1 protein-coding gene is annotated in these 231 nt (G+C 61.9%); it reads right to left on the bottom strand.

Features of this window, described 5'->3' with window-relative positions; translation table 11 throughout:
- On the bottom strand, positions 1-230 hold a 230-nt coding region (locus tag AC3XQU_RS25075), incomplete at its 3' end, for an AcaB family transcriptional regulator (RefSeq protein ID WP_489876790.1).
- Position 231: the final 1 nt, after the last annotated feature.

Below are 231 nucleotides of genomic sequence, written 5' to 3' on the forward strand. Positions count from 1 at the left end.
TTGTCCTCGATGCGCAGCATCCACCAGTCCGAGTACGGATCGTCTTGTTCTGAGCCCCGCCGCATCTTGTTCATCTGAGCGATATAGCCATTCAGGCCGACGATGCCCGGTCGCCCCTCGGCGGCGGCGCGGCCATGCCAGATGCGGGAAGCGTGATGGGTGTGCAGGGTCAGCGACATCGCACTGCGCAGGGAGCCGAGATTCAGTTGCAGAGGTTCATTGGTTGCCATG

Source organism: Telluria sp. AZSoR62 (genome assembly GCF_058111565.1).